Raw genomic sequence first — 1,495 nt, forward strand, 5'->3', positions numbered from 1 at the left:
CTCCGCCAGACCGGGCACCGGACCGGCGGCACCGGCCCACCCCGCGCACTCGGTGCCCAGGGCCACCAGGTCCGCCAGCCGGTGCGGCGGCTCCGCCAGCAGCACCGGCAGCGCCGCGGCCACCGCCTCCCACACCGCGCGGTACGCACCCGAACCGGCGGCCTCCCGGAGCGCCGGAACCACCCGGCTCAGCTTGATCTCCCCCCGCGCGGCACGCGCCGCCAGCTCCGCGCCCAGCTCCGCTCCGTCCAGTCGGCCGCCCGCCGCCAGGGCCAGCAGCGCGTCCACCGCCACCGCCCGGTCCTCGGCGCCCCTCGCGCTCAGCGTCAGGGTGATCGCCAGCAGCAGCACCGGGCCGCCCGCCCGGGGCGACTCCGCCAACCGGGCGATCATCCCCGAGCTGTCGTTCGTCCCGTGCTCCACCAGGCCCGGCAGGGCCGGCATCACGAACGCCGCCATCACCTCCGGCCGGGAGGGCCACAGCAGGGGCCAGCACGCCGCCAGCTGCGCCCGCGGATACAGATGCCGGCGCGCGTCCGGCGAGTCGGTGAGCAGGGTCAGCAGCGTGTCCTCACCCGCCGCCGGAACGCCGGGACGGGCCGGCTCCGCCGCCAGGCGCAGCCGGATCGCGTGGCGGCCCCCGGGCCGGGTCACCGTGGCCCCCGCCGCCCCGAAACTCAGCCACTCCGCCAGCCGGTCCCCGGCGGCGCTGCCGATCCGGGTGGCCCGCTCCGCCAGCTGCGGCTCGGGCTCCGGCGGCAGCCGCAGCAGCGCCAGCTGCAGGTCGTACTCCCACGGGACCCATCCCTCCCGCGCCGCTCGCTCCAGACGCTCCGTCAGCACCACCGCCTCCAGCGACCCGTCCGGCGCGGTGGGCGTCGCCACCAGCAGCGGCACCGGGGCGTGCACCAGCCCGATGGTGATCTCCCGCAGCCGGTGGAAGAGCACCCGCACCGGGCCGGGTGACCGGCTCACCGTCTTCCGCCACGGGCCGAGCCGGGTGACGAAGAAGTGATCCGCGTCCTCGCGCGCCCGTTCCGGGGAACCCGGTCGCCAGAACAGCCTGTGCCGGGTGCTGACCGGACGGACCGGCCCGCTGGCAGCGCCGAGCAGATCGTGCAATTCCCCGAGCGGGTCGCCGGTCGGGCGCAGCCGCCCGTCGTCCTCACCCGGAACGATGCCGTACCGGTCCAGCACCGGCGACAGCGCGGCGAGCAGCCCCGGACGGTCCCGGTACGCCGCGCACACCACCGCCTCCAGGACGCGTTCCAGGGCCAACGGGTCGATCTCGGCACCCCGCGAGAACCGGACACTGTCACCCACCGCCGTCAGCAACTGCGCGACCTGCTCCGCCAGCTCGGCGAGCGAGCCGATCGGCGGCGGCATGGTCCGGACGGGCGCCGCGGGCAGGGCCGGCGGCGCGACGGTGTCCGGGGAACTGACCTCGATTTTATGATAATTTCCCAGATCGGCACGCATAGAGTCTGTTTGTCTT

The 1,495-nt window shown here is 75.9% G+C and carries 1 pseudogene; it reads right to left on the bottom strand.

Annotated features, from left to right (window positions below):
* A pseudogene (locus ACFV5N_RS27750) lies at nucleotides 1–1,479 on the bottom strand (hypothetical protein); the annotation flags it as partial.
* Nucleotides 1,480–1,495: the final 16 nt, after the last annotated feature.

Source organism: Streptomyces sp. NPDC059853, assembly GCF_042731495.1.
Classification (GTDB): Bacteria; Actinomycetota; Actinomycetes; order Streptomycetales; family Streptomycetaceae; genus Streptomyces.